21 protein-coding genes are annotated in these 26,532 nt (G+C 67.3%); 9 read left to right on the top strand and 12 right to left on the bottom strand.

Going from position 1 to position 26,532, the window contains the following annotated elements; translation table 11 throughout:
• Positions 1–41: 41 nt before the first annotated feature.
• The 3 genes from ACFFGN_RS23165 to ACFFGN_RS23155 all read right to left on the bottom strand — a co-directional run bounded on the left by ACFFGN_RS23165 (position 42) and on the right by ACFFGN_RS23155 (position 3,242).
• The gene (locus tag ACFFGN_RS23165) at positions 42–536 is read right to left on the bottom strand and encodes a DUF2867 domain-containing protein (protein WP_380051196.1); all 495 of its coding nucleotides are present in this window, start codon (positions 534–536) and stop codon (positions 42–44) included.
• 161 nt (positions 537–697) lie between these two features.
• A complete protein-coding gene (locus tag ACFFGN_RS23160; RefSeq protein WP_380051194.1) occupies positions 698–1,246 on the bottom strand; it encodes a TetR/AcrR family transcriptional regulator in 549 nt (182 codons plus the stop codon).
• 364 nt (positions 1,247–1,610) lie between these two features.
• Positions 1,611–3,242: a GMC oxidoreductase gene (locus ACFFGN_RS23155; protein WP_380051192.1), complete on the bottom strand. Its 1,632-nt coding sequence runs from the start codon at positions 3,240–3,242 to the stop codon at positions 1,611–1,613.
• 142 nt (positions 3,243–3,384) lie between these two features.
• Here ACFFGN_RS23155 and ACFFGN_RS23150 point away from each other — a divergent pair, with 142 nt between their 5' ends.
• From ACFFGN_RS23150 to ACFFGN_RS23130, 5 genes are all read left to right on the top strand, one after another.
• The gene (locus ACFFGN_RS23150) at positions 3,385–4,068 is read left to right on the top strand and encodes a TetR family transcriptional regulator (RefSeq protein WP_380051190.1); all 684 of its coding nucleotides are present in this window, start codon (positions 3,385–3,387) and stop codon (positions 4,066–4,068) included.
• Complete coding sequence (locus tag ACFFGN_RS23145) at positions 4,065–5,669, top strand: MFS transporter (RefSeq protein ID WP_380051188.1); 1,605 nt, start codon at positions 4,065–4,067, stop codon at positions 5,667–5,669. The genes ACFFGN_RS23150 and ACFFGN_RS23145 overlap by 4 nt, the downstream gene beginning before the upstream one ends.
• Positions 5,666–5,962, top strand: a complete 297-nt coding sequence (locus ACFFGN_RS23140) for an MTH1187 family thiamine-binding protein (RefSeq protein ID WP_380051186.1) — start codon at positions 5,666–5,668, stop codon at positions 5,960–5,962. The genes ACFFGN_RS23145 and ACFFGN_RS23140 overlap by 4 nt, the downstream gene beginning before the upstream one ends.
• A 177-nt stretch (positions 5,963–6,139) precedes the next feature.
• On the top strand, positions 6,140–7,906 hold the full coding sequence (locus ACFFGN_RS23135) for a glycoside hydrolase family 3 protein (RefSeq protein ID WP_380051184.1): 1,767 nt from the start codon (positions 6,140–6,142) through the stop codon (positions 7,904–7,906).
• Between the two features lie 131 nt (positions 7,907–8,037).
• Positions 8,038–9,327: a ThuA domain-containing protein gene (locus ACFFGN_RS23130; RefSeq protein ID WP_380051182.1), complete on the top strand. Its 1,290-nt coding sequence runs from the start codon at positions 8,038–8,040 to the stop codon at positions 9,325–9,327.
• Positions 9,328–9,415: 88 nt separating this feature from the next.
• Here ACFFGN_RS23130 and ACFFGN_RS23125 read toward each other — a convergent pair whose 3' ends face one another.
• Positions 9,416–10,288 (bottom strand): bile acid:sodium symporter family protein, encoded by an 873-nt coding sequence (locus ACFFGN_RS23125; protein WP_380051180.1) that lies wholly within the window; start codon positions 10,286–10,288, stop codon positions 9,416–9,418.
• 115 nt (positions 10,289–10,403) lie between these two features.
• On the opposite strand from ACFFGN_RS23125, the gene ACFFGN_RS23120 reads away from it, so the two are divergent.
• On the top strand, positions 10,404–11,474 hold the full coding sequence (locus tag ACFFGN_RS23120; RefSeq protein WP_380051178.1) for a WD40/YVTN/BNR-like repeat-containing protein: 1,071 nt from the start codon (positions 10,404–10,406) through the stop codon (positions 11,472–11,474).
• A 177-nt stretch (positions 11,475–11,651) separates the two neighbouring features.
• Positions 11,652–12,446: an endonuclease/exonuclease/phosphatase family protein gene (locus tag ACFFGN_RS23115; protein ID WP_380051176.1), complete on the top strand. Its 795-nt coding sequence runs from the start codon at positions 11,652–11,654 to the stop codon at positions 12,444–12,446.
• A gap of 317 nt (positions 12,447–12,763) precedes the next feature.
• Here the strand turns inward: ACFFGN_RS23115 and ACFFGN_RS23110 are convergent, their stop codons facing one another.
• The 8 genes from ACFFGN_RS23110 to ACFFGN_RS23075 form a co-directional block, all read right to left on the bottom strand.
• On the bottom strand, positions 12,764–14,014 hold the full coding sequence (locus ACFFGN_RS23110) for a hypothetical protein (protein WP_380051174.1): 1,251 nt from the start codon (positions 14,012–14,014) through the stop codon (positions 12,764–12,766).
• The gene (locus tag ACFFGN_RS23105) at positions 14,011–14,907 is read right to left on the bottom strand and encodes a carbohydrate ABC transporter permease (protein WP_380051172.1); all 897 of its coding nucleotides are present in this window, start codon (positions 14,905–14,907) and stop codon (positions 14,011–14,013) included. The genes ACFFGN_RS23110 and ACFFGN_RS23105 overlap by 4 nt, the downstream gene beginning before the upstream one ends.
• Positions 14,908–14,919: 12 nt before the next feature.
• Positions 14,920–15,810 carry a carbohydrate ABC transporter permease gene (locus ACFFGN_RS23100; RefSeq protein WP_380051170.1) on the bottom strand — a complete coding sequence of 297 codons (891 nt, stop codon included), beginning with the start codon at positions 15,808–15,810 and terminating at the stop codon, positions 14,920–14,922.
• 1 nt (position 15,811) lies between these two features.
• Entirely contained in the window at positions 15,812–17,212 is a 1,401-nt protein-coding gene (gene ngcE, locus ACFFGN_RS23095; RefSeq protein WP_380051168.1) for an N-acetylglucosamine/diacetylchitobiose ABC transporter substrate-binding protein, read from the bottom strand.
• Between the two features lie 82 nt (positions 17,213–17,294).
• Positions 17,295–17,978 carry an N-acetylmannosamine-6-phosphate 2-epimerase gene (locus ACFFGN_RS23090; protein WP_380051166.1) on the bottom strand — a complete coding sequence of 228 codons (684 nt, stop codon included), beginning with the start codon at positions 17,976–17,978 and terminating at the stop codon, positions 17,295–17,297.
• Positions 17,975–18,895: an N-acetylglucosamine kinase gene (locus ACFFGN_RS23085; RefSeq protein ID WP_380051164.1), complete on the bottom strand. Its 921-nt coding sequence runs from the start codon at positions 18,893–18,895 to the stop codon at positions 17,975–17,977. The genes ACFFGN_RS23090 and ACFFGN_RS23085 overlap by 4 nt, the downstream gene beginning before the upstream one ends.
• Positions 18,892–21,555 carry a PLL family lectin gene (locus tag ACFFGN_RS23080; RefSeq protein WP_380051162.1) on the bottom strand — a complete coding sequence of 888 codons (2,664 nt, stop codon included), beginning with the start codon at positions 21,553–21,555 and terminating at the stop codon, positions 18,892–18,894. The genes ACFFGN_RS23085 and ACFFGN_RS23080 overlap by 4 nt, the downstream gene beginning before the upstream one ends.
• 101 nt (positions 21,556–21,656) lie before the next feature.
• Positions 21,657–22,397 carry a GntR family transcriptional regulator gene (locus ACFFGN_RS23075; RefSeq protein ID WP_380051160.1) on the bottom strand — a complete coding sequence of 247 codons (741 nt, stop codon included), beginning with the start codon at positions 22,395–22,397 and terminating at the stop codon, positions 21,657–21,659.
• A 209-nt stretch (positions 22,398–22,606) separates the two neighbouring features.
• On the opposite strand from ACFFGN_RS23075, the gene ACFFGN_RS23070 reads away from it, so the two are divergent.
• Positions 22,607–23,275 (top strand): SIS domain-containing protein, encoded by a 669-nt coding sequence (locus ACFFGN_RS23070; RefSeq protein WP_380051158.1) that lies wholly within the window; start codon positions 22,607–22,609, stop codon positions 23,273–23,275.
• A 138-nt stretch (positions 23,276–23,413) separates the two neighbouring features.
• Positions 23,414–26,491: a glycoside hydrolase domain-containing protein gene (locus ACFFGN_RS23065; RefSeq protein ID WP_380051156.1), complete on the top strand. Its 3,078-nt coding sequence runs from the start codon at positions 23,414–23,416 to the stop codon at positions 26,489–26,491.
• Positions 26,492–26,532: the final 41 nt, after the last annotated feature.

Raw genomic sequence — 26,532 nt, 5'->3', positions numbered from 1 at the left:
GCAAGCACCCGGTCTCGGCCCTGGAGGAATCGGTCCCTCCGCTAGCCCCGTGCGCCGGCCTGCACCATGCCGGTCACGATCAGATGGTGGAACGGCTTGATCACCTGGTAGTACGCCCGGCCGGCCTTGCGGTGGTACTTCACCATCGTGACCAGGCTCAGCCGGTTGCTGCGCTCACCCGGCTCCACCGTCAACGCCAGATACCCGGTCAGGTGGTTGTCGGCAGCCTCCAGCAGGAGGTACCGGCCTTCCTCGGCCCGGACAACCGTGAAGAACGAGATCCGGCTGCCGGGGGTGAAGTCCATGCCCTCCGGCGTCGGCCGCGCGTTCATCGAAACAGCGGGCTTGTCCAGGCGAAGCATCGCCGCGAACACGACCCGTACGCCGAACAAGGCCTTCACCCAGGCCGGGGACCAACCCAAGGCGCCTGCGGCGAATTCGCGCAGTTCCACCTCACCGAAGGCCGTCTTCACGTCGAACTCGTCCGCCGTACTGAGCACCTCGCCCAGTTCCGCGGCATACGCCACCTCACCCACGGCATCCTCCACATTCTTCGGTTGTACGGATCTCTCGCGCTATTCGCCCTGCTTCGCCCGGGCCGGTTGCCCGGTTGGATCGGGTTGCTTGGGGGTCCGGCGGTCGCTCGGGCCGGTCCGGTTGCCCGGGTGGATCAGGTTGCTTGGGGTTCGGGTGGTCGTCAGAGGGTGGTTTCGCCGATGGCCAGGCGCAGGGTCATCGCGTAGATCGCCCGCAGCTCGTCCCGCGGTACGCCGGGCACGACCTGCCCGGCGCCAATGAGGATCAGGTACAACAATCGAGCCAGGTGCGCCGAGTCGACGTCCTTCTCGATCTCGCGGCACAACTCTTCGAGGTACTCGGTCCGCGTCCGGTCCACCCGCTCCTGCGCCGCGCGAACCTCCTCGTCCTGCAAGGCCCAGGCGCGGATCGCGATCTCGAGGTCATACCCCCGGGAGTCGTCGAGGACCAGCCCGAGCAGCCGGTGCAGTTTGACCACGCCCGGTGCCGTCGGGTCCTGCTCGACGGTGTCCATCAACTGACGGGTGTTCTGGCTTTCGAAGTACTCCAGCAGTGCCGTCTTGAATCCGCCGGCGCCTTTGAAGTGGTGGTAGAACGACCCCTTGCTGACCCCCAACTCCCCGGTCAACCGCTCAATCGTCACCGCCGGCGCCCCCTCCCGCGCCAGCACCCCCAACCCAACCCTGACCCAATCCGCCCGCGCCACCATCCCGCCACCATACCATACCGTCTGGTACGCCCGAGATCGTCTGGGCGCGCCGATATCCCGTTCATCGGACTCTTGTGACGCGGCGTGTCGGCGTTCATCGGACCCTTGTGACGAAAGGGGCGTGGGTCCGCCGGTTTTGCATTCATTCGTCGGAACCGCCATTCATCCCGCCGCGAACCGGCGCGGGTCGCCTACCGGGTGGGCGGATTCCGACGAATGAATGCAAGGGGGAAGGTGTCCGGCGGATGTCGTGGGGGAGTCGGGTGTGCCCGGGGTCGGAAGCGTCCGATGAACGGCGACACGCCGCGTCACAAGGGTCCGATGAACGGCGACACGCCGCCTCCTGTGTTCGTCGGGGCGAGGGCTAGGGGAGGGTGGGGAGGTGGCGGGCGATGTTGCGTTCGGCTAGGGCGGTGATGGTGAGGAAGGGGTTGACGCCGATGGAGCCTGGGATGAGGGAGCCGTCGGTGACGTAGAGGTTGCGGTAGCCCTTGACCCGGCCGTGGTTGTCCGTGGCTTGGCCTAGTACGCAGCCACCTAGTGGGTGGTAGCAGAAGTCCGCGGCGAAGCGTTCGTTGTTGCCGAACAGGTCGTGGCGGTACGTCGTACCCGTGCTGCGGTTGATCTTGTCGAAGAGGGCCTTCGCGGACTGGATGGCCGGGTTGCTCTGACCGGATCCCCAGAGCAGTTTCGCCTTGTTGTGCACGTGATCGAACACCATGCGGCCGCGTTCGGGGTTGGCGGTGATCGCCAGATAAAGGCTGGCCCAGGTTTCGAGGCCGACCGGCAATGGCGCGATCTCGGCGAAGGCCGGGTGGATCGGATCGTGCCAGTTGTCGACTGCAACGGTCGGGATGGTGGACTGCAACGGGCCGGTCCAGTCCCACAGGTGGTTGGCGCGGGCCGTCATCACGTTGCCGTTCGGGCCCCAGCCGCGGCCGATGGCGGCCGGCAGGTTCGGCAGTGCGCCGGTTTCCCTTGCCCGTAGCAACAACTCGGTCGTACCGAGACTGCCCGCGCCGAGGAAGAGGTGGCGGCAACCGAGTTCGCCACGCCAGACGACCTTGCCCCACGGGTCGATCCGCTCGAGCGTCAGCACGTAGTCGTCGCGCTCTCGGCGAATGGCGAGCACCTTCGTCAATGTGCGGATGGTGACCTTGCCCGTGCCGACGGCATCCGCCAGGTAGTTCTTGTCCAGGCTCTGCTTGCCGTGATTGTTGCCGTAGAGCACCTCGCCCGCGAGGGCTGAACGCGGTACCTGCCGGCGCTCTTCTCGTTGCAGGTAACGAAAATCGTAGACGTTCGGAATCGTGGTGGTCCGGAAGCCCGCCTGCTGCGCGAGCTTGCGGGAGACCCGCGCGTACCGGTAGGCGGGCGTCTTCTCCAGATAGCGCGGGTCGATCGAGTTGACCCCGAGCATGCGCCGGGCCAACGGGAAGTACCTGCGGTACATCTGGTCCGCGTCGACCCGCGGCAGCATCCGTTCGAAGTACGCGCGCTCGGGTGTCGGGGCCATGCCGCCGTTGACCAGTGATCCACCACCCACGCCGCGGCCGACGTACACGCCCATGTTGTCGAAGTCGACCCGGTCCAGTACGCCGGCGTACGGGCGGCCGAGATCGCGGTTCACCACGTCGAGCCAGAGGAACGTCGACAGCGGCGCCTCGGTCCGGCGGGCGAACCACATCGAGCGGTGATCCGGGTTCAGGGTGGAACAGAAGACCTTGCCGTCGCGGCCCGGCTTGGTCCAGAGCTGGCCCATTTCCAGCATGGTCGTGGCGATCCCGGCCTCGCCGAGGCGTAGCGCGGTCACGGCCGATCCGTAGCCGGTGCCGACCACGACGGCCGGGACGAACTCGCGTCCCCGGCTCGCGTCGGCCGATCGGGCGGTCGCCACTTGGGTGAGGCCAAGGGCGGCGGCGGAGGAGAAGGCGGCCAGGCCGGCGAAACGACGTCTCGAGATTGCGGACGGGGGAGTCTCGATTTGCTCGGTCATCCGCGCACAGTAGTCGCCTGACTCCACTTCGTAGCAAGAGCAGTGATCAGCGTCACAGGAAGTGAAGAATCTTTCTGCAGTCCTGCAAACTTGCACGGAATATCATTTTGCACTGCATGCAAGTTTCGCTACCGTTGAGACCATGAGCGAAACAGGCGCGACCGGGCCGACCGAGGTCAACGAGGTGGCTGCGGACGTGCCGGGCCGTCGGGAGCGCAAGAAGCGCGAGACCCGGGCGGCGCTGATGGCGGCGGCTCTCCGGCTTGCGCTGGAGCGCGGGCCGGACAACGTCACCGTCGAGGAGATCGCCGAGGCCGCGGATGTTTCGGTGCGGACGTTCTTCAACTACTTCCCGCACAAGGAGCACGCGATCCTCGGCCGCGATCCGGAGGCGACCGAGCGCGCGCTCCGGCAGCTTCGCGAAGCCCCGGCCGGCTGGTCGCCGCTGACCGTGCTGCGGGCGCTGATCGGTGAGGTGCTCGGCGATCTGGTCGATACCGAAAGCGAGAAGTGGAAGCGGTTCGACCTGATCGGCAAGTCGCCGGCCCTGCTGTCCCACTTCGTCGCCCTCGGCACCGAGGACGAGCGGGTGCTCGCGGCGGCGCTGGCCGAGCGGATGGCGTTGCCAGCCGAGGCGATCCTGCCGCAGCTGATGGTCGGCTCGATGAGTACGGCGGTACGCATCGCCGTCGAGCGGCAGCGCCAGGATCCCGATCGGCATGCGCTGCCGGACCTGGTCGACGAGACCTTCGCTCTGCTGGCCGGCGGGCTCGACCCCGCCTACCAGCCTGTGCAGAAAACCATTAACGGGGAGGAAAACCTATGACGGCCACTGCGCCGGCGCCCGCGGAGCAATCCGCCGCCAAACTCAGCCCGCGGCAGGTCACGCAGGCGATCACCGGCCTGATGATGGGCATGCTGGTCGCCGTACTGGCCGGCACCATCGTGTCCACCGCGCTGCCACGCATCGTCGCCGATCTGAACGGCAGCCAGTCCGTCTACACCTGGGTCATCACCATCGAGTTGCTCGCGATGACCGCGACCGTGCCGCTGTGGGGCAAGCTCGCCGACCTCTACAACACCATGCTGCTCGTCCAGCTTTCGCTGGCGTTCTTTTTCGTCGGATCGCTGGTCGCCGGACTCACCCCGAACGTCGAGGTACTGCTGGCCAGCCGCGCCGTACAGGGCATCGGCGCCGGCGGTCTGACCGCGCTGGTGCAGATCGTGCTGGCGGCGATCGTGCCGCCGCGTGAGCTCGGCCGCTACGCCGGTGTCTTCGGTGGCATCTTCGGCCTGGCGACGGTCGGTGGCCCGCTGCTCGGCGGTTTCCTGGTCGACTCCCCGCTGGGCTGGCGTTCGTGCTTCCTGATCGGGGTTCCGTTCAGTCTGCTCGCGATCCTGATTCTGCAGCGCACGCTGAAGGTGCCGACGATTCGCCGCGAGGTGAAGATCGACTGGTGGGGCGCGTTGCTGATCACCACGGCGGTGAGCACGTTGCTGGTCTGGTCGACGTTCGCCGGCAACAAGTTCGACTGGGCCTCGGGCTGGTCGTTCGGCCTGCTGGCCTTCGTCGCGGTGACCGTCGCGATCGCCCTGCGAGTCGAGTCGCGTCACCCGGAGCCGATCATCCCGCTGGACCTGTTTCGCAACCGCACGGTGACTCTGGCGATCGTGGCCAGCGCGCTGGTCGGCCTGGCGATGTTCGCCGGTTCGGTCTTCCTGTCGCAGTACTTCCAGATCTCCCAGGGGCGTACGCCGACCGCGGCCGGCCTGATGAGCCTGCCGATGATCCTCGGCATGCTGCTCTCGTCCACGATCGCCGGTGGCCTGATCACGAAGTACGGCAAGTGGAAGGTGTTCGTGATCATCGGGGCCGTCTTGATGCCGCTCGGCCTCGGACTGCTCGGCACGATCGACGCGAACACCAGCACGTTCCTGCTGTCGGTCTACATGGTGGTTCTGGGTGTCGGCGTCGGTCTGGTCATGCAGAACCTGGTGCTCGCCGCGCAGAACGACGTACCGGCCCGTGAGCTCGGTACGGCGACCTCGGCCGTGAGCTTCTTCCGCAGCCTCGGTGGCACCATCGGCGTCAGCGCTCTCGGTGCCGTGCTGGCCAACCGGGTCGCGTCCTCACTCGGTACGTCGGGCGGCGGCGGTGGTTCGGTACCGGACCTCTCGAAGCTGCCGGAGCCGGCGAGGATCGCGGTCCAGGAGGCGTACGGTGCGGCGACGGCCGACATGTTCATGGTGTCGGTGCCGATCGCGGTACTGGCGTTGATCGCGGTGCTCTTCATCAAGGAGAAGCCGCTGCTGACCACCACCGCCACCGAGCGGATGGCGGCCGAGGCCGCTGAGATCCCGACCGGCGAGGCGGGGACTGGCGAGGCTGAGACCGGCGAGGCGCGGACTGGCAAAGTGGACGCATGATCGTTGCCTTCAGTATCAGTCCGGCCGTCGGTGATGAGACCGGCGGCGTCAGCGAGGCCGTCGCCGAGGCGGTCCGGGTGGTCCGGGAATCCGGCCTGCCGAACGAGACCAACGCGATGTTCACCAATATCGAGGGGGAGTGGGATGAGGTGATGGCGGTGGTGAAACAGGCCGTCGAGGTCGTCGCCGCGAAGTCGCCCCGGGTCGGGCTGGTGCTCAAGGCCGACATCCGGCCCGGCCATACCGGTCAGCTCACCGCCAAGGTCGAGCGGCTGGAGTCCCACCTCAGCTGAGATCGCTTGGTACCGCAAAGCGCCCTGCCGGAGCAGATCCGGGCAGGGCGCTTTTGCTGTCGGGACGGAAGTTCCGCAACGGAAAAGGCTTGCCGAGCCATTGCACCCAGTTCTTTCCTAAGTTAATTTAACGCCTGAAATTTCCCTCCGTGATCATTCGGTGACAAGGGGTCGTTCATGCGCTTACGAACCAGGATCGTCGCCGGGCTGCTGACCGGCGCGCTCGCCATCGGTCATCCCGCCAGTCCCGGTGGGGGACCAGTAGAGGGCGTCGCGGCACAGGCCTCAGCCCGGCCGGCGTACCTCGATGCCTGGCGCCCGGTCCCGCAGCGCGTGCGGGACCTGATGGGCCGGATGAGGCTTGACGAGAAACTCGGCCAGATGATTCAGGCCGAGCGGCTCGGCATCACCGATCCCGCCGACATCACGACGTACGGCGTAGGGTCGTTGCTCTCGGGCGGTAGTTCGCAGCCGACGCCGAACAACCCGCAGACCTGGGCCGACATGTACGACGGGTTCCAGCGCCAGGCCCTGGCCTCGCGGCTCGGGATTCCGCTGATCTACGGCGTCGACGCGGTGCACGGGCACAACGGCGTGTACGGCGCGACGGTCTTCCCGCACAACATCGGGCTCGGCGCCACCCGGAACCCACGCCTGGCCGAGCGAATCGGCGCGGTCACGGCCACGGAGGTCGCCGGCACGGGCATCGACTGGAACTTCGCGCCCTGCCTGTGTGTGGCCCGCAACGACCGCTGGGGTCGCACGTACGAGTCGTTCGGGGAGGTCCCGCAGCTCGCGTCCTCGCTGAGCACGATCGTCACTGGAATGCAGGGTCGTCGCCTGAGTGACCCCGCATCGGTACTCGCGACCGCGAAGCACTATGTCGGCGACGGTGGCACGCTCGACGGCAAGGACCAGGGTGAGACCAACATCAGCGAAGCCGAACTGCGGGCGATCCACCTGGCACCCTTCCGGACGGCCATTCGCAAGGGCGTTGGTTCGGTGATGATCTCGTACTCCAGCTTCAATGGGGTCAAGCTGCACGCCAACTCGTACCTCATCAACGATGTGCTCAAGGGTGAACTCGGTTTCACCGGCATCGTCGTTTCGGACTACAACGGGATCGACAAGATCGACGGCCAGCCCGGGTTCACGCCCGCGGAGGTCACCGCCTCGATCAACGCCGGCATGGACATGGTGATGGTCCCGTTCGCGTGGAAGGCCTTCATCGACACCATGCGCACGGAGGTTCAGGCCGGGCGCATCGCGATGTCGCGGATCGATGACGCGAACCGGCGGATCCTCACCAAGAAGTTCGAGCTCGGCCTGTTCGAGAAGCCCTTCACGGACCGGCGGTTGACCGCGACGATCGGCAGCAAGCCGCACCGCGAACTGGCTCGTCAGGCCGTGCGGGAATCCCAGGTCCTGTTGAAGAACAGCGGCGGAGTGTTGCCGTTGGCAAAGAAGAACAACCGGATCTTTGTGGCAGGCAAGAACGCTGATGACATCGGCAACCAGTCCGGCGGCTGGACCGTCGGCTGGCAGGGCGCAAGTGGCCCCACCACGATCGGAACCACCATCCTGCAGGGCATCCGGCAGGCCGCACGCCCGTCGAGCACTGTTGCCTATAGCAAGGATGGCAATGGCATCGACAGCTCGTACGACGTGGCCGTCGCGGTGATCGGGGAGACGCCGTACGCCGAGGGCCGGGGCGATCGCCCGCAGGGCATGGGGTTGGACCAGGCGGATCTGGACACGCTTGCCCGGCTGGAGGCGAGTGGCGTACCGGTCGTGGTGGTTCTTGTCTCGGGCCGGCCGTTGGACATCGCGGCGCACCTGCCGAAGTGGGCCGGGCTCGTCGCGGCCTGGCTACCGGGCACGGAAGGCCATGGCGTCGCGGACGTGCTGTTCGGGGATACAACCCGACCGGACGGTTGCCGGTGACCTGGATGCGCGAGGTCGCCCAGCAGCCCATCAACGCCGGTGACGGGCAGACGCCGTTGTTCGGCCTCGGTTTCGGACTTCGCTATCGGTTCTAGCTTTTCAGCTGTATCCGCCCCAGGAAGGATCCGCCCATGCTCGCCGCCCGTAAGAGCCTGATCGCCCGAATCCTCGCCCTACTCGTCGTGTGCGGTTGCCTCGTCACCGGCAACGCCTTTGCCCGGGACAACCGGGCCGAGGCACCCGCGTTCAACGTGATCGCCTTCTATCACGGCACTTTTGATGCCGCGCACATCGATTTTGTGAAGGAGGCGAATCAGAAATTCCCGCAGTTGGCCGCGCAGCACAACTTCACCTACACGCCGACGACGAACTGGGACCTGCTGAACAACCTCAGTCCGTCGCAGTACCAGGTGGTGCTGTTCCTGGACGACTCGCCGGACACCGCGGCGCAACGGGCCGGCTTCCAGCGTTATATGGACAGCGGCGGCGGTTTCCTCGGATTCCACGTCGCGGCCTTCAATACCAGTAGTGGCAACTGGCCGTGGTACTTCAGCACGTTGCTCGGCACCGGGACCTTCCGCAACAACACCTGGGGCCCGACCGCTGTCAACTTGAAGGTGGAGAACCGCCCGCACGCGTCGACCGCCAACCTGCCGAACACGTTCCGCTCGTCGGTGAGCGAGTGGTACAGCTGGAACAACGACCTGCGTAACAACCCGAATATCAGCATTCTGGCGTCCATCGACAACTCGAGTTTCCCGGTCGGAACCGATCCGAATCAGACCTGGTACAACGGCTACTACCCGATCATCTGGACCAACAAGAACTTCAAGATGATCTACGCGAACTTCGGGCACAACGCGATGAACTACCAGACGAATACCCGGCTGTCGTCGACGTTCGAAAGCCCGGCGCAGAACCAGTTCCTCGTCGATGCGCTCAAGTGGCTCGGTGGTGCTGGCGGTAGCGTGCCGCCGGTCGAGCAGCCGAATCCCGCCGCTTGGTATTCCGTTGCGAACAAGGCGAACAGCAAGTGTGTGGACGCCCGTGCGGCCGGGACCGCGAACGGCACGGTCATCCAGCAGTACGCCTGCAACGCGTCCACCGCGCAGCAGTTCCAGTTTGCGACGACCTCGGACGGGTTCACCCGAGTAAACAACCGGAACGACGCTACGAAGGTCGTTGATGTCAGTGGCGTCTCTACGAGCGATAACGCGGGCCTACAGCTGTGGGCCTACGGAGGCGGCAACAACCAGCAGTGGAAGGCCGTGCCCGAAGGAGACGGCTACTTCCACTTCGTGGCTCGGCACAGCAACAAGTGCCTGACGGTCCCCAACGGCTCGACCGCTGACAGCGTGCAGTTGGTCCAGCTCACCTGCAACGGCGGCGCGAGTCAGTCGTTCCGCCTGACGCAGGCATAAAGCCCTTGCGTCCGGGGAAGACCTCAACTTCCCCGGACGCAGGAGGGTTTTAGTTGTTCTTTAGGCGCTTGTTCCGGCTCAGGCCGGATCAGGCGATGACGGCTTGGCGGCTGCGGCCGAGGGCGTAGGCGAAGGCGGCGGTCGGGAAGAACATGACGATGCCGTAGACCGCTACCGGGATGGACATCTCGCTGTTGTTCAGCAGGCTGGGGCTGAGCGCGATGGTCAGCGCCAGCGTCGCGTTGTGGATACCGATCTCCATGGAGCATGCGATGGCCTGAGGCTCGCCGAGCCGCGCCAGTCGCGGTATGGCGTACCCGATGCCGAGGCTGAGTACGTTGAGCAGCAAGGCCGCAAGGCCCACCTGGGCCAGGTAGTCCAGGAAGTTCGCCCGCTCTGTGTAGATCGCCGCGAAGATCACCAGCGCCAGTACGACGGCCGAGCCGATCTTGACTGGCTTGGCCATCCGCTCGGCGAAACCTGGTTGCCGTCGGCGTAGCCACATCCCAATACCTACAGGGATTAAGACGATCGCAAAGACCTGCAGCATCTTGGCCGGCTGCAGCCCGATCTGGCCGTCGCCGAGGAAGTGAGCGAGGGACAAGTTCACCACGATCGGCAAGGTGATGACGGCCAGTACGGAGTTCACGGCGGTCAGAGTGACGTTGAGCGCCACATCCCCGCCAGCGAGGTGGCTGAACAAGTTCGCGGTCGTACCACCGGGGGAAGCGACTAGCAGCATCATGCCGACTGCGAGGGCCGGAGCCAGCCCGAGCACCTTGACCATGCCGAAGCAAATCAGCGGCAGCAGGATCACCTGGGTGCCAAGGGCGATCGCAACGGCCTTTGGCATCCTCGCAACGCGTGCGAAGTCGGCCACGGTGAGTGACAGACCCAGCCCGAGCATGATGATCGCCAGTGCTATCGGCAATAACACCGAGGTGAGAACGGAGTCGGACAAGGCTCAGCTCCTGGTATTCGACCCCCGAGTTGGTCGGACGACCAAGAGTGGCAGGGGCGGTCACTCTCCGCAATAGGTCTGTCGAATGTCGATGCTCTGTATTACCTTGCCGGGCATGAGGAACCTGCGCGCCACCGCCCTAGCGGCCGGAGTTCTGTTGACAGCCAGTCTGACCGTACCGGCCCACGCCGGCCACGGTCCGTCGTACGAGTGGAAGCTCACACCCACCGGCAGTACGTCGCAGTTCCGCGGGCTTGCCGCGGTCAGCGCGGACGTGGCCTGGGTTGCCGGTAGCAAGGGGCAGATCTTGCGCACGGTGAACGGCGGCAAGGCCTGGGAGAACGTCAGCCCGGCTGGAGCCGACAAGCTGCTCTTCCGCGACATCGAGGCCTTCGACGCGCAGCGCGCGGTGGCCCTGTCGATCGGGCCGGGGGAGGACTCCCGGGTGCTGCGCACGGCCGACGGCGGTAAGACCTGGACGGAGACCTTCAAGAACCCGGACCCGGTCGCGTTCTACGACTGCCTCGACTTCAACGACAGCCGGCACGGCCTCGCGCTGAGTGACCCGGTCGACGGCAAGTTCCGCATCCTCGAGACGCACGACGGCGGCAAGAAGTGGTCCGTGCAGTCCACCAAGGGAATGCCGGCTGCCCTGCCGGGCGAGTTCGCCTTCGCGGCGAGCGGGACCTGCCTCGTCGCGGGCCCGGGCCGGATGGCCTGGTTCGCCACCGGCGGCGGCGACCGCCCGCGCGTCTTCACAACGTACGACGGTGGGCGGCACTGGAAGGTGACGGACTCCCCGATGGCGAGTGGCGCCGCGGCCGGCATCTTCTCGCTGGCGCTGCGCGGGCCGTTGCACGCGGTGGCAGTCGGCGGCGACTTCGAGAAGCCCGACCAGGCGGTGAAGGCGGCTGCGGTTACGCGCGACGGTGGTAAGACCTGGAAGCTCGTGCCGGACGACCAGGCGCCTGCGGGCTATCGCTCGGGCTCAGCCTTCGTGCCGCACACGGGTCAGACTGTCGTGGCCGTTGGGCCTTCAGGCAGTGACGTCAGCTATGACGGTGGCTGGAGCTGGCACCAGTTCGACGACGGCAGCTTCGACAGTGTCGAGTGCGCTCGTACCGGCTGGCGGACCGCCTGCTGGGCCTCGGGCGTCAACGGCCGGGTTGCCAAGCTGGTTCGCTGATCGGCTCAGGTCGCGGCAGGCTCTCCTGCCGCGACACGGTTTCGTGGTGCGGCAGGGTTTCCTTCCGCGACACGTTTTCGTGGTGCCGGGTTCGCTCGCCCGGCCAACGATGGGCCGATGCGCAGATTCCCTTATTTTGCAGGGCCTACCGCTTTTGCGAGGCCTAACGTCCTTGCGGTGCCGTCTGTTGTTGCGATGGTGGCCGCCTTGCTGATGATCGTGCCGACGACCGCGTCGGCCGGGGTGCGGTCGATCCGCGTGATGACGTACAACATCCATCACGCCCAGGGCGTCGACGGCGTACTCGATCTCGAACGCATCGCCAAGGTGATCGAGGACTCCGGCGCCGAGGTGATCGGCCTGCAGGAGGTCGACCGGCACTGGAGCGAACGCAGTGAATGGGTCGACCAGGCCGCCTGGCTGGCCCGACGCCTGCACATGCACGTCCGGTACGCCGCGAACCTGGACCTCGATCCGCTCACCCCGGGCGCACCGCGTCGCCAGTACGGTACGGCGATCCTGTCGCGCTATCCGATCAAGGCGTCGGGCAATTCGTTGCTGCCGAAGTACCCGGGGCAGGAACAGCGCGGGTTGCTTGAGGCAACGATTCGCGTGCGCGGGCGGGATATCCGCTTCGCCAACACGCATCTGACCCACAACAACGACGCCGAACGCCAGGAGCAGGCGGATCGTATCGCCGCGCTGGTCGGTTCATCGGATCAGCCGACGCTGCTGGTGGGCGACCTCAACGCCGTACCGACGGCGCGTCCGATCACCACCCTGACGTCGATCCTGCGCGACACCTGGGTCGAGGTCGGGGTTGGGCCCGGCTACACCATCTCAGCGGAAAACCCGACCAAGCGGATCGACTACCTCCTGCACAGTCCCACCCTTCACCCCCGAACCGCCGCCGTCCTCCCCACTCTCGCCTCCGACCACCTCCCGGTAGTCGCGACCTACACCCTCCACTAGCCGCCCCATCCAGGCCGCCTGCCGTCTCGCGACACCGGCCTCCGGCAGCGGCGGGCGGTCTGGGTGCGAAGGAGGTGGTCGGGCGCCACGACTTACCTGCCGGCGCCCGCCATCGGCATCCGGGGACGGATTGCGACATCTGACTGAGTCCGCCGGTGGTTTTGCCCGACGCCGTGGTCGTATCCACCTGCTTGGCCGTTGAATGCCGGCGCCACGGACGAGTATCGAGCCGTACGGCGCCCCGGAACGCCGGCTCCCGGAACTGATATTGACGGGAACAGCGGTCATCGGTGCTGCGCTGGGGCCTCGGACCTGTGTCAGCCGTCTTGCTGGTTGTGCAGGAGAGCGAGGATCTGGTCGAGGAGATGCTCGGTCGCCGCGGTGTCGAAGTAGGTGATGAGCGCCTCGTAGAACCCGTTGCGTTCGGCTTCGGCATCGACGAGGTAACCGAAGTAGCCGTCGGTGTAGCCGATCAGTCGGGTGACGGGGTACGGGCTAGCTGCCTGAAGCTGCAGAGCGTGGGCGGCGAATGGCTCGAGCGGCAGGTGGACCCAGGCCACCGGACCGAGCGTCACCACGCTTACGGGCAGCTCGAGTTTCGCGGGCAGGTCCGCGGCGACCATCGCCACCTGCCCGCGGGCACCGTCCAAGCGGGTCTGGGTCGCCCGCGCGGCGGGTCCTTCACCCTGCATCACGTCCGCCTCCGCAACGGCGAGGAGCGCAGCCGCCTCGTCCACCGGCGGCAATCGGCGCCTAGCGACGGCGATCCTCGTCCGTCGGACGCGCGGTGCGACGGCGGGCAGGGGCTGACCTTCGCCGGCTAGCGCGCGGGTGACGACCTGGGCGAGCAGGCCGCCGAGCCTGCTGACCTCTGCGGCGCCGCGCCCGGTCCGGGTGTACCGGGTGCTGATGTCGCCGGCCGATCCCTGGAGAAAGCCGACGACCGGGACGGCCAGCCGGTCCCGCGCAGCGCCTGGCCAGTCCGCCGACCAGCGGAGGTGCTCCGGCCCGTGCACGGTCGGGTGGCAGGCGAAGTCCAGCAGGACGGCGGCCCGTGAGCCGTTGAGGTCGTCGAAGGCGAGGATTCCCGCGGTGGCGTCGTGTGGTCCGTCGACACGGTGCCGATTGGTACCTAGGCCGTCCACCCGGGCCGAGTGCCAGGAAGCGGTCACGGGGCGGCGGTTCAGCCGACAGCTCTCGACCGCCGAAACAAGAGCACCGGCCAGGGCGGGGTCATGCTCGGCGGGAAGTACCGGATGAATCGTTCCGGACCAGCCGGTTGGACCGGAGTGCGTGTGCGAGGCACACACCAAGACCCGATCGGCCGGGATGCCAGCAGCCACGCCCGCGGCGGCCGCCAGCTCGGCGGTCAGCTCGGCGCTGACGGCGACGGCGTCCAGGCTCAGCCACAACACTCCCGGATCGTCGGCCGTGCCGAGCCAGACGATGGTCGCCAGCAGCGGGTCGGCCGTACCGGTCGCCGGGTCCGAGCGACCGGCGTAACCGTCCATCGGGTGGCCTGGTGGCGGCGTCACGTCCAGACTGGCCGCGGCGAGCAACAAGGTCATTTGAGCGCTCCGGTGGTCATCCCGGTGCTGATCTGCCGGTGGAACAGCAAGTAGACCGCGAGCACCGGGAGGATCGAGATGGTGAGGCCGGCGAAGAGGCCGGAGAAGTCGCTGTGGTAGCCCTGGGTTACCGCGATGTTGGCCAGCCCCTGGGTCAGCACGTACTGCTTCTCCTCGGTATTCAGGACCAGCGGCAGCAGATACTCGTTCCACATGCCGAGGAACTGGAAGATCCCGATACTGACCAGGCCCGGTCGCGCCAGTGGCAACATGATCCGCCATAGCACGCCCCAGTGCGAGCAGCCGTCGACGAGGGCGGCCTCGGCCAGTTCCTTGGACTGCGTGCGGAAGAAGGCGGTGAGGAAGAACACGGAGAACGACATGCCGTGCGTCGCGTAGACCAGGATCAGCCCCGGATAGGTGTTGAGCAGGCCGAGGCCCTGGACCACGAAGAACAGCGGCACCAGGGCGAGAAAGCCCGGAAAGACCATGCCGCCGACGAACATGAAGTAAAGGATCCGGCTGCCGGGAAAGTCGAAACGGGCGATCGCGTAGGCGACCGCGGACGACAGCAGCAAGGTGAGCAGCACCGCGCTGCAGACCACGATGACACTGTTCATGAAGTACCGGCCGACGTTCGCTTCCTGCCAGGCGCGAACGAAGTTGTCGAAGCGCCAAACGGCGGGCAATCCCCAGGGGCTGGTGAAGATCTCCGCATCGGTCTTGAGTGAGCTGAGCACTGCCCACAGCAACGGGAACACCACCATCGCCGCCCAGACGGCGAGAAAGCCCTGCGAGGCCCCTCGGAGCAAACGGACGCGGTGCCTGGGGCCGGCCGGATGCTCCGGCGGGGCCACCACGGGGGCGGGACGGGTCTGCAGGATGGCGGTCATCTGGTGCTCCGGTCAGTACTCGACCCGCTCCCGGCGCGACAGCCGGAAGACGAGCAGGGTGAGGACGAGGGTCAGGAAGAACAGGGTGACGCCGATCGCGGAGGCGTAGCCGAACTGGCCGTAGGTGAAGGCGCTCTCGTACATGTAGAGCGAGATGACCTGGGTCGAGTTGTCCGGGCCACCCGGACCAACCGAGAGGATCTTCACCAGCGCGAACATGTCCATCGCGCCGATCATCAGGTACGCCAGCGCAACCTGCACCGTGCCCCAGATCAACGGCAGGGTCAGTCGCCAGAACGCCTGCCAGGGCCCGGCACCGTCCAGTAGCGCCGCCTCGTAGATCTCCCGCGGGATCGAACTCATCGCGGCGGTGAACAGCACGACGTAGAAGCCGACCCCACCCCAGACGACGACGGCGGTGATCGCGCCCAGCGCGACCTCTTTGTCCCCGAGCCAGACCTGTTCCAGTCCTTCCAGGCCGACTGAGCCCAGCAGACCGTTCAACAGCCCGTTGCGGGGCTCGTACACGAACTGCCACAGCACCGAGACGACCGCGATCGACAGTACGCCCGGGAAGAAGTAGACCACCTTGTAGAACCCGGAGCCACGGACGCCGCCGCGGTAGTTCAGCAACGCCGAGAAGCCCAGGGCGAGCGTCACCACGATGACCGGGATGGTGAGGACCAGAAAAGCGTTGTGCCGCAGCGCGATCCAGAAGACCGGGTCCTCGAACAGCGCGCCGAAGTTGTCGAAACCGATATAGCGGTACGCGGCCGACATGCCTTGCCAGTCGGTCAGCGAGATCGAGAAGGCTTGCAGGTAGGGCGAGATCACGAAGACCGCGTACAGAGCCAGCGGGACGAGCAGCAGGCTGCCGAGGAACCGGTACTTACCGTGGTGCATATCAGCGGCTGAACTTCTTGACCGACGCGTCCTTCGCGGTCCTGTCCGCAGCGTCCTGCATCCGCTTGCTCCATTGCTGCGGGGTCAGCTCCCGGGCCATCAGCGCACCGGTCGCGTCATCGGATGCCTTGAGCAGCTTCTTGTACCAGGTCCGGAACGACCAGTCGGGATACACGTGCGAGCCGGCCGCGTTGATCACCTGCCGCATCGAGGTCAGGGCCGGTGACAGGTCCAACCCGTCCGCGGCGCCGCTCACCACGGTGAGCGACTTGGTCAGCCGGGTGAAGTTCTGCATCGACTGCTTGGACAGGATGATCCGTAGCAGCTCCAGCGCGCCCTGTGGGTTCTTCGCCTTGGCCGCTACGAGGAGCTCCCCGCCGGGACCGCCGCTGATCGCCTCGAACGGCAACTTGTCGGCCGCCGACAGGCCCTGGGCCGGGGCTGCCGTCATCCCGAAGTCCTTCGGTACGACAGCTCCGAGTTCGTTCTCCAGCCACGACCCGCACGGGATGAAGACGGCCTTGCCCTGGGCCCAGTAGGTCTGCGCCTGGGTGTGCGACAGTCCGGTCGTGCCGTCCAACAGGTACCCCTTCGCGGCGACCTCGTGGTAGCGCGTCGCCGCCTCGACCAGAGCCTCGTGGCGCCAGGCGTTCGGCTCGAGGTTGTCGACCGCGACCGCGACTTGCGGACCGGCGGCTTTCAGCGCGCTCATCAGCAGCGGCACCGTCAGATACCCGGGGAACTTCCCCTGGTATGTCCACGGCGCGAGTCCGGCCGCCTTGATCCGGGCACAGAGTGCGATCATCTCGTCCCAGGTCTTCGGGTACTGCCAGCCGTGCTTATCGAGCAGGGGCTTGCTGTACCAGATGCCAGACAGGTTGTACGTGTACGGCATCGCGAACTTCTTGCCGTCGTACCGGCCAGCGTCCGCCGCACCGGGCAGGAGCGTGGCCGCGACCGTCTTGCCCGGTGTGTCCCAGGCCGGTGCCCCGAGCAACGACTCGAGCTCCAGAACCTGGTTCTGGCCGACCAGCGACGCCGTGTCGAGGCCGACGTTCTCGATCAGGTCCGGCGGGTTGCCCTGTACGAACCGCGGCTGCAGCTGTTGCGGAAGTTGCTGACCGCTGGTCAGCTTCACAGCCGCCTGCGGGTACTTCTGCCGGTACAGGTCGAGTGGCAGGTTGGTCCACTCCTTACCGAAGCCGCCGTCGAAGTTGAAGAACTCCAGCGGCGCGTCCCCGCGCACGGTCGCGGAGATCGCGGTGGTCGGCGCTCCGGCGGCGTCACCGGCCGGTTTCGCACACCCAGCCGCCGTCAGCCCGGCGACGGGCCCGGCGAGGGCGAGGCGGAGCAACGTGCGACGCTCGACGGGCCGTCCGGTAAAAGGCTGCTGTGCGCTCATGGTGGTGATCCCTTGCTCCTGGTTGGTGGGTCATACGATGACCGACGGGCCCGGCCGGGAAAAGTGCCCCGGAGCAAGCTCGCTAGACCACTTCCCGGTCCGGGATCGCCTGGACCATCCGGGCCGTGATGTCCATCGGGTTGGTGATCGCATAACCGACGACGACGGCGTACGCCCCTGCTTCGCAGGCCGCCCGAACGTGGTCCGGGGTCCGGATCCGCCCTTCGGCGATGACCGGGCAGTCGACCTTGCCGGCCAGCAGCCGGACCAGGTCCAAGTCGGGCCCGCCCGGGACCTCCCCGCCGGTGTAGCCGGACAACGTGGTGGCCACCAGGTCGGCGCCGGCTTCCCGCGCGGCCAGGCCGGCCCGTAGGTCGTCGACGTCGGCGATGACCCCGACGCCCAGTTCCTCGTGGATCCCACGAATCTGCTCGGCCAGCGTCCGGCTGTCCGGGCGTGGCCGGCGGGTGCCGTCGACCGCCACGAGATCGGCGCCCGCGCGAACGATGGCGGCCGCGTCGTCGAGGGTGGGCGTGATGAATACCCCGGCCGGGTCGCCCCGCTTGTGGATGCCGATGATCGGCAGATCGGTCACGGACCGGATCGCGACGATATCGCGAGGCCCGTTCGCCCGGATCCCTCCGGCGCCGCCGGCTGCCGCGGCCCGGGCCATCAGCGCCATGGCGGCCGGATCCGCCAAGGGATTACCCGGCTGGGCCTGACAGGACACCACCAGGTTGCCGGGCGCAAGCACAGGGTTCATCATGGCTCTCTCGAAGTCGAGGTGGGATCGGCGTCGAAGTGGTACACATCAATCAGTCCGGCGTATTGCCGCGCCTCACCGTCGGTCAGTCGCTGCGCTCCGTCGAGTGAGGCCCCCGCGGGTGGCGTCAGCAACGCGCGGGAGTCGAGGGCGCTGCGCAACGGCCCGAGCAGTTGCTCGCCCGCTGCGAACAGGCCGCCCACGCACGCGACCGGCACCCGGTCGGTTCCGCGCAACGCACGCACCCCGGTGGAGATCGTCTCGGCGAGGTCTGCGACCGCGCCGGCGACGATGCCTTGGGCAACGATGTCGCCCAGGGCCGCACAGCGCAGGACGACTGGAGCGAAGCGTGCCACGTCAGCCACGACGGTGGTCGAGGTGTAGAGCTTCGCCGGGCTCGCGCTCACCTCCGCCAGGGTGGTCACCGTTGCCCGGCCGTCCCGGGCACGCTGGGCCGCGACGATCCCGGCCCGGCCGATCGCGAACGCGCTGCCCGCATCGCCGAACAGGTAGCCGTGCCCGTCGACCTGGTGCCACGATCCGTCGCGATCGACTGCGAGGCAGACGGTGCCGGTTCCGGCAGCCACAACGACTCCGTACCCGGCGGGCAACGCACCCGCGTGTGCGGTGACCATGTCTCCACAGAGCCGAACTTCGTTGGCGTGCAGGACTCGTGCCAAGCCGTTTGCCAGGGTCTGTCTGGCCGCCGCGTCACCTGGATACCCGGTGAGGCCCAGTGTGGCGATCGCGACCGGGCGGCCGTCGAGGCCGGCCTGATCGGCGGCTCGGCGGACGGCGTCGACAATGGCCTGAACGCCGTTCCGGCCGTGCACGTAGCCCGGGCCCCAACCCGTCACACCGTCCGGCAAGATCTTCAGGCGCAGCGACGACTGACCTCCGTCGACCGCCACGGTGATCACGCGGTGATCCAGGTGGAGTGGTCCTGCCACGGAACATGCCAGCGGTTCGCCTTGATGGTCCGCCTTTCCCGGCCGGCGGTGCACCGTGCCGTCAAGCGCACCGTGCGGAGCTCCTCGTCGTAGCGGACCGCGGGCGATGCGGTGAACCGCAGGTCACCGACCGGCTCCCAGGGGGTGTGACCGCCGCGGACGTCGATCATCGACGTGTGGTGGATCAGGCCGTCTGTGCCGAGGGCGTAGACCTCGACCTCCATGGCGCCGGGGTTGTAGACAACGGAGGGATCGTCCGCGATCCGCAGTTCCCCCACCTGTTGCCAGCGGCCCTGACCGAGCCGGCGGTCGAGATAGCTGTGGTGAAGGTGGCCGTCCGCGCCCCGGGCGTAGACCTCCACCGTGCCGTCGGCCGGATTGTCCACCCAGACCGGTGGGCCCGCGGCGATCAGCCCTCCGAGCACCGTGGCCACTCCGCCCTGGGTGCGGATGATCGCGCCGTCCGCACGACGCTGCAACGTCGGCTCGGTCCACTGGCCGGCGGCGATCGCCGCGAACTCGGCTCGGACGGTAGCAACGGGTTCGGGTGCGCTCGTCACGGGGGGAAAGAAGTCCGCACCGGTCAGCTGCAGCATCGCGCCGATCAGCGTGGGCGCGTGCGACCAGCCGGTCTCGACGCAGTACGGACCCCATCCGACGTCGGCGTTGCTGCCGTAGTACTCCCACGCGTCCAGGTCGAACGCGCGCATCCACGTGCCGTCCAGCCGCGGTTCGCCGTCGTTGATCTGGATCCGGCTCAGGTAGTCCAGGATGCCGGTGGCGAGATCCCCGAACATCGCCTCGCCAGTCACTCGGTGCGCGATCGGCAACGACAGGGCCGCGAAGCCCGAGGCGTAGAGCTGGTCGGTGACGCGATCCCCGTTCGCGGCGAAGATCGCCGCCTCGTCGACGCCGTACGCCTCGTTGCTCGCCGGGCACTTGCCGTCCCACTCGACGAAGCCGCCATTGCTGTCCTGCTTGCTCGCCAGGTATCGGCCGATCTTCCGCAAAGTCTCCAGGTACAACGGATTCCCGGTGTAGTGGTAGCCGCCGGCCAGCGGCAGGATGAACCGGATCGCTTCGCAGGTCCGACTCGTCTCCAGCCTGGTGCGCGGGAATGCCGCCGCTTGGTGGTCCAGCCCGCGGCAGGCGACGTCGAGGTACCGCGGATCGCCGGTCGTGCCGTAGCCGACCAGGTAGGCCGACAGGGCCGAACTCTGCCAGTGGGAGGACAGGTCGAGGCCGTTCTCGATCGGTGTCCGGGCGAGTTCGTCCCAGCCCTGGACCAGCATCGTCGACGGCGTCCGCCACGGGTCTGGCTGGAGCCCCAGCGCGGTATTCGCCGTGCGGAGCAACGACTCGATCCCACGCAGACCGGACAGCGTTCGGCCCGTCAGCAACGCGAACAGCGACATCCAGCCGTTGTCGTCGGCGAAGAGGTTGTTCGTCCCGGTCAGGTCGGTGCGCGGCCCGCGGGGTTCGAAGGAGCCGTAGAGGGGGTTCAGGTCGGTGAGCTGCATCCGGTCCTCGACGACTGCCATCAGGTTGCCGGCAATCAGCGCGTGCCCCGGTTGTCCGGTGAGCTGGGCGTACTGGCCGAAGGCGTACGCGACCTGCACGTATCCGTCACCGCGGTGCACCGGGCGGATCTGCGGCCGGCCGTCCGGACCGAGTTCGCCCGACAACCCCTCGGCGACGCCGGCCGAGCCGTCTGGCGCGCCGAAGAACAACCCGGCCCGGTGGAACCAGTCGATACCGCGATCGACCATGCGGCGGTACCGCTCCGCGCGCGGTCCGACGGTCAGCACGGCGCTGGTGTCACCGATCTCGAACGAGTGATCACCGTCGGGCAGGATCATGGGCTCGGACACGTAGCGCCCGGGCTCCTCCGCGGTCAGCGGCAGATCCGATTCCGGCGGCGTACTCGATCGGACCACCAGCCGCACCGGTTCACCGCTCGCGACCCAGACCCGCGGCTCGGTGAACACCTCGATCGTTTCCCGCGGCAGCCGGCCGCTCAAGGAACCGAGCACCCCTTGGATCAAAGCCCGCCACCTCAGGGCCGGCCGGTAACGCCCGTGTTCCCAGCAACTCAACGCCGTCGAGGCGTACAGGAGCCGGCCGGTGCCCACGGGCAGCTCGAGCAAGGCCGGCCAGCTCTCCTCTGGTGGCCCGAACAGCGCCCGATGCGTGCCCGCTACTTTCCCATAGGTGAGCAACTCGGTCGCGTCCACGGGCCTGCCGACCGGCAGCATCTTCGCCGAGCGCGGGTCGAGGATGGACAGCGGCTCGAGGCCGAGCGACAGGCTGGCGGCCCCGAAGATCCGGTCGAAGCGGACGTCTCGGACCGGGCCGACGGCCGCGGGCAGCAGACCGGCGCCGTCGACCGCGTACTCGACATACGCCGTGCCGCCGGCTTGGAGCCATGCCGTCAGCGCACCGGCAGCGGCATCGTCCAGACGGACCGGGTCGGCACCGCCGTCGGCCAGGACCAGCACAGCGTCGTACCGCTCGAGGCCGGTACCGGCGAGATCCTCGCACAGTTCGTGCGGAATCTCGGCACGGGCCAGCTCGGCGGTGAAGGCTCCAGGGGAGCCGAAGACCGCCCACACACCACTCGGGATCGCCACCATCGGACTGTGCTGACCTCGCTTCGTTGAGACGTCGCGTGCCGCTACTGTCCCGGAGCCGGCGTCTGCCCGTAAAGCGAGCCGGGTAGACCACTTCCCTGTCAGCCGCCGCGCCTGGACAACCTCGTCGGTGTGGGCATCCGCAACTCCGCCGTGAAGGCGTACCGGTCGCCGCGGTACACGGCCGTGGTGAACTCGAAGAGGTGGTCCTGCCGATCGAAGCTCACCCCGTGCAGCGCGAAGCACGGCTGGGTGGTCGGGATGCCGAGCCACCCGGCAGTCCTGCTGTCGGGCGTCGCCGGCTCCAGCCTCAAGGTGCCGCTGACCAGCTCAATCCCGTACCGCTGGTCCAGCAGCTCGTACAGCGATCCGCCGAGATCGGTTGCCGCGAGCCCTGGAACGTACGCGCCGGGAAGGGCGGTCCGCTCCACCACCATCGGCACGTCGTCGGCGAGCCGCAACCGGGTGAACGTGACGATGGGGTCGCCCACCGGAATCCGTAGCCGACGGGCGACGGCGCGTTCCGACCGCACCTGCCGGAACTCCAGCACCTGGGTGCCGGGGCTCATCCCGCGCCGGCGGATCACCTCGGAGAACGACATCATGCCGAGCCACTTGGCGACCTTGGGCCGCGACGTGTATGTGCCGCTGCCATGCCGGCGTACCAGCAACTCCTCGACCACCAGTTCGTCCATCGCCCGGCGCAGCGTCATCCGCGCCACCTGCCAGCGCTCGGCCAGCTCGCGCTCAGGCGGCAGCGCGGCTCCCTCCGGCAGGGAGCCGATCAGGTTCAGCAGCTGAGCCCGGATCTCAGCCGCCTTGCTGGGCAGCGAACTTCGCATGGCTTCTCTTTAGCACCGGCCGAGTCCGAGGTCCATCCTTTCAGGTCTCGTCGAAGCGTTTTCACCGGTTGGTGCACCGCCAGTGGTCTACTGCAAGTTGCGCCGCTGCTTGCCGTCCATGGTTGCTCCTCCGTCTACTGGCCCTTCTCCCGGTCCGGTGGACGTGCGCCGCCCGGGCGCCGTCGTACAGCCGATCCGAAGGAGCAGAAGTGAGCGCCGGAACATACATCGAAGTCACTCTCCGAATCGTCGAACGGGTTGTCGCCAGTCAGCGGCTCCACCTGGAAGCCGCCGGGGCGATGGTCGCGGACGCGCTGGGCAACGGTCATCGGTTGTGGGCATTCGGAACCGGGCATTCGCACCTCCTCGCCGAGGAGCTCTACGAGCGCGCCGGCGGTCTTGCCGAGGTCCACGCGGTGCTCGAACCCGCCCTCATGCTGCACGAGGGCGCCCGGAAGAGCTCGGCCCTCGAACGGCTGCCCGGTCTGGCGGGGATCCTGCTCGACCATCACCCGATCGCGGCCGGCGACGTCGTCGTCATCGCGTCCAACTCCGGACGCAACGCCGTACCGGTCGAGTTCGCCGCCGGCAGTCGCGCCCGCGGCGCAAAGGTGATTGCTGTTACGTCGCGAGCCCACTCGGCGTCGGTACCGTCGCGTGCACCGGGCGGCCGGCGCCTGTACGACGTCGCCGATGTGGTGATCGACAACTGCGGGGTGCCGGGCGATGCCGCACTCGAAGGCGATCCCCCGTACGGGGCGACCTCGACGGTCACCGGAGCTTTGATCGTCCAGGCGATCGTGTGCGAGGCGATCTCACGGATGACCGACCCTCACATCCTGCGCAGCTTCAACGTCGACGGCCCGCGAGCAAGCTGACCACCGGGCGACGACGGTTCCTGGTCAGTGGTCTAGGCGGCTTCATGGACCGCCTGGCGGGGGCAGTCCATGGTGGTCGCATCGAGGTGGCCGCCGCACCGCCGGTGTCAGGTCGCGCTGCCCCTGGAAGGAGCTGTCATGCGATCTGTCATCAGACTCGTGCTTGCCGCCGCGCTGGTGTCCACCGTGACACCGGTCGCCGACGCCGCCCGGGCACCCACGAGCCCGGTCTCGATCCGTGCCCAGGCGCTGCCCGGTGTGGATCATTGGACCGAGCCATCCAGTACGAGCGTCTTTCGGAACTCCCTGCCCACCAAGGAGTCCGGCCGCAGGATCACGCTGGATGCGGCCCGCAACGAAGAGGAAAGCGCTCAGGTCGTGCTCCGCTCGGCGGCCGCGTTCAGCATCGACGCGGTCAGCTTCTCGCCGCTGACCGGCGGAACCACGTCGATCCCCGCGGCGAACCTCTCGTACACCTTCCTCGGCTACAAGTACCTGAACCGCAACACCCGGTTCGCGGGGCAGGAGCTCTACCCGGTGGTGCGTAAGGCCCCCGGCGACTTCCCGGATCCACTGTCCAATGCCCGCAGTATGGCGGTCCCCGCCCGCACCAGCCAGTCGATCTGGCTCACGGTGGCCGTGCCGAAGGAGCTTCCGGCGGGTGTCTACGCTGGGCACGCGAAGATCGCGACGAGCAAGGGCGAACTGCTGGTTCCGTTCTCGGTGGACGTTCGCGCGGTGACGCTTCCAGATCCCAAAGACGGCGTGTTCGAGACATCTTTGTGGCACACGTTCGCCGGCGAGTTGTCCTGGAAGCCGAACGGCCAGACCATCGAGGAGACGTACCAGTACCAGCGCTTCACCCCGCAGTGGCGGGAGCTGATGGAGAAGCTCGCCGTACAGATGAAGCGGCACCGGACCAACACGATCACCCTGCCACTGGTCGGCTTGTTGCTCGACGGCAATACCACAGTCACGGACAACACCTCGGCCACCGGGCGATACCAGTTCGACTGGAGCCGGTTCGATGAAGTGGTGCAGATCTTCGTCGCCGCCGGCGTTGGCAAGCGCCTGGAGGGGTTCTGGGTTTCCGCCGACACCGACAACTGGGGGCGGCCCTTCGACAGCGTTCGCGAGGTGGAGATCATCGACCGCCCGAGTGGTTCTGGCCGGGGACAACGCAACTACGCGAACTGGGACTCCCCCAAGGCCAGGAACTTCATCGACCAGTTCATTCCCGCGCTGCGCGAGCACCTTGCGGCCAAACGCTGGACGGACGAACTCAAGTACTGGATGCACATCGGGGACGAGCCGCATGGCGACAACGAGGAGACCGCCTGGCGGGGCATCGCCGCCCGTGTCCGCAGCCACTGGCCCGACGTCCGGCTGGGTGACGCGACGTTCCACGAGCCGTGGGCCAGCCGGCTGGCGCCGGAGATGTCGGTGATGGTGCCGAACATGCTCAACTACGACGCCAACCGGGCCCACTGGGACGGTTTACGGGCCCAGGGCAAGGATCTCTACCTCTACAACTGCAATATTCCGGTCGCCAACTACCTCAACCGCTTCATCGACCAGCCACAGTTCAACCAGCGGCTGACCGGCTGGTACGCCTACTCCCGCGGCGCCAACGGCTACCTGCACTACTCGATGAACGGCTGGCTGGCGAACCTCGACGAAGTCAACGAGAAGGGCGATCACTACATCGTCTGGCCCGACAAGGAGAACAACACGATCCAGTCGTCGATCCGCTACGAGTCACTGCGGGACGGGATCGAGGACTACGAGACGCTGGCTTTGCTCGGCCGGATGAACCCAGGGCTGGCCCGGGACCTGGCCACGTCCCTCACCGAGACAGCCGACAAGTACAGCCCGGACACGCAGTACCAGGCGAGGATCCGCAAACTGGTCCTTGACGCCGCCGCCGGCCGGCCGATCGCGCCGGACCTGGCCCGCAACACCAGCACCAGCGCGTCGAGTTCGACGCCCGGCAGCGAGCCGGCCAAGGCGGTCGACGGCGACGCCACCACCGCGTGGCGGCCGGCCGGCACCGGGGCTCAGTGGCTGCAACTCGACCTCGGCAGGCAGACACAGCTCGACGGCGTGAAGCTCAACTGGTCCACGCAGTACGCCGGCACGTACCAGATCCTCACGTCGTACGACGGCGCCCGCTGGACAACCGCGGCCACGACCAGTGGCGGCAACGGCAGTGACGACTTCGTCGGACTCAACGCGAAGGCCCGGCTGATCCGGATCCAGATCGGTGCCACCGGTTCCACCTACGGGCTGGACAGCGTCGAGGTGGCCGGTGCGCCGCTGACGAAGGTGAACCTGCTCGGTGGCCGGAGCTACACCGTTTCACCGGCACCGTCGAACCAGCCGGACAGCGGCTTCGAGTCGACCGATGGGGTGCTGGCCGACGCCTGGAGCGACGGTCGCACCTACGGCTTCGGCGCCGGTCAGACCACTGCCACGGTCACGGTGGATCTCGGCGCCAGCCGAGTCGTGGACAATGCCCGGATTCACGCCTACGAAGAGTATCCAGGGTACCGTCCGGACCAGGTCACGGTGTCCACAAGTACCGATGGAACCACCTACCACCAGCGCGGGTGGTTGCCGGGGACAACCAATGATCAAGCGGGCATCTGGTACGACCTGGACTTCCCGCCGACGGCTGCCCGGTATGTCCGGATCACCTTCCACAAGACCTATACCAGCACCGCGTCGGTGATGCTGGTGGACGAGATCGAGGTCTACGCGAGCACCGGGCCGGCCAACCTGGCGAGCGCGGCGCCGTACACGAAGGCACCGGCACCGCACGTGTGGTATCCCGACTCCGGGAACCGGGAATCGACGGACGGAATCATCGCAGGGCGCCACGACGACGGCCTCAGTCACGGATACCGTTTCGACGTCGGCTCGACCGGCACGGCGCGGGTCACCATCGACCTCGGGACGGCGAAACCACTGACCAAGGTGATGATCCGAGACAACTTCGACAATGCGACGAAGTACTCGCCCGACACCGTGCGGGTGCTGGCCGGGAACTCCCCGACGGCGCTGACCCCGGTCGGGACGGCGGGCGTCTCATCGGCGCAGTGGTTCCGGATCGACGTACAGCCGGTGACCGCCCGGTATGTGCAGGTCGAGTACGAGAAGTACGCGGTCGGCACCGCGGCCGACTGGGTCTTCGTCGACGAGATCGCTGTCTACTGACCTCGTCGACCACCCGGGCCAAGCTCTGGTTGTCGCGCTGA

Source organism: Kribbella deserti (assembly GCF_042434725.1).
Taxonomy (GTDB): domain Bacteria; phylum Actinomycetota; class Actinomycetes; order Propionibacteriales; family Kribbellaceae; genus Kribbella; species Kribbella deserti.
The sequence above is the reverse complement of the archived record's forward strand: the minus strand, read 5'-3'. Positions and strand labels throughout refer to the sequence as shown.

Bases quoted from the DNA above. Each gene is read 5' to 3' on its own strand.
- ACFFGN_RS23160 (WP_380051194.1), bottom strand. From the start codon at position 1,246: ATGGTGGCGCGGGCGGATTGGGTCAGGGTTGGGTTGGGGGTGCTGGCG.
- ACFFGN_RS23155 (WP_380051192.1), bottom strand. From the start codon at position 3,242: ATGACCGAGCAAATCGAGACTCCCCCGTCCGCAATCTCGAGACGTCGT.
- ACFFGN_RS23150 (WP_380051190.1), top strand. From the start codon at position 3,385: ATGAGCGAAACAGGCGCGACCGGGCCGACCGAGGTCAACGAGGTGGCT.
- ACFFGN_RS23145 (WP_380051188.1), top strand. From the start codon at position 4,065: ATGACGGCCACTGCGCCGGCGCCCGCGGAGCAATCCGCCGCCAAACTC.
- ACFFGN_RS23140 (WP_380051186.1), top strand. From the start codon at position 5,666: ATGATCGTTGCCTTCAGTATCAGTCCGGCCGTCGGTGATGAGACCGGC.
- ACFFGN_RS23135 (WP_380051184.1), top strand. From the start codon at position 6,140: ATGCGCTTACGAACCAGGATCGTCGCCGGGCTGCTGACCGGCGCGCTC.
- ACFFGN_RS23130 (WP_380051182.1), top strand. From the start codon at position 8,038: ATGCTCGCCGCCCGTAAGAGCCTGATCGCCCGAATCCTCGCCCTACTC.
- ACFFGN_RS23120 (WP_380051178.1), top strand. From the start codon at position 10,404: ATGAGGAACCTGCGCGCCACCGCCCTAGCGGCCGGAGTTCTGTTGACA.
- ACFFGN_RS23110 (WP_380051174.1), bottom strand. From the start codon at position 14,014: ATGACCTTGTTGCTCGCCGCGGCCAGTCTGGACGTGACGCCGCCACCA.
- ACFFGN_RS23105 (WP_380051172.1), bottom strand. From the start codon at position 14,907: ATGACCGCCATCCTGCAGACCCGTCCCGCCCCCGTGGTGGCCCCGCCG.
- ACFFGN_RS23100 (WP_380051170.1), bottom strand. From the start codon at position 15,810: ATGCACCACGGTAAGTACCGGTTCCTCGGCAGCCTGCTGCTCGTCCCG.
- ngcE (WP_380051168.1), bottom strand. From the start codon at position 17,212: ATGAGCGCACAGCAGCCTTTTACCGGACGGCCCGTCGAGCGTCGCACG.
- ACFFGN_RS23090 (WP_380051166.1), bottom strand. From the start codon at position 17,978: ATGATGAACCCTGTGCTTGCGCCCGGCAACCTGGTGGTGTCCTGTCAG.
- ACFFGN_RS23075 (WP_380051160.1), bottom strand. From the start codon at position 22,397: ATGCGAAGTTCGCTGCCCAGCAAGGCGGCTGAGATCCGGGCTCAGCTG.
- ACFFGN_RS23065 (WP_380051156.1), top strand. From the start codon at position 23,414: ATGCGATCTGTCATCAGACTCGTGCTTGCCGCCGCGCTGGTGTCCACC.